The organism is Pseudomonas sp. SIMBA_041, from assembly GCF_046535095.1.
GTDB lineage: Bacteria > Pseudomonadota > Gammaproteobacteria > Pseudomonadales > Pseudomonadaceae > Aquipseudomonas > Aquipseudomonas mucoides.
On record NZ_JAWRXJ010000758.1, the window covers coordinates 1 to 246 of the forward strand.

General features: G+C 41.9%; 1 pseudogene. It reads left to right on the forward strand.

Annotated elements, in window-relative coordinates:
• Positions 1–246 (forward strand): annotated as a pseudogene (locus tag SB725_RS33145) (poly-beta-1,6 N-acetyl-D-glucosamine synthase); the annotation flags it as partial.

Sequence of the window (246 nt, forward strand, 5' to 3'; positions counted from 1 at the left end):
GAATGTGGCCGCTGTTTTTTGAATACTGCCTGACGACAATATGGGCCTTCACCTGCCTGGTCGGTTTCATTATTTACGCAGTCCAACTTGCCGGTGTACCGTTAAATATTGAATTGACACATATCGCTGCGACACATACTGCCGGAATATTATTGTGTACGTTATGTTTACTGCAATTTATTGTCAGCCTGATGATCGAGAATCGCTATGAGCATAATCTGACTTCATCGCTTTTCTGGATTATTT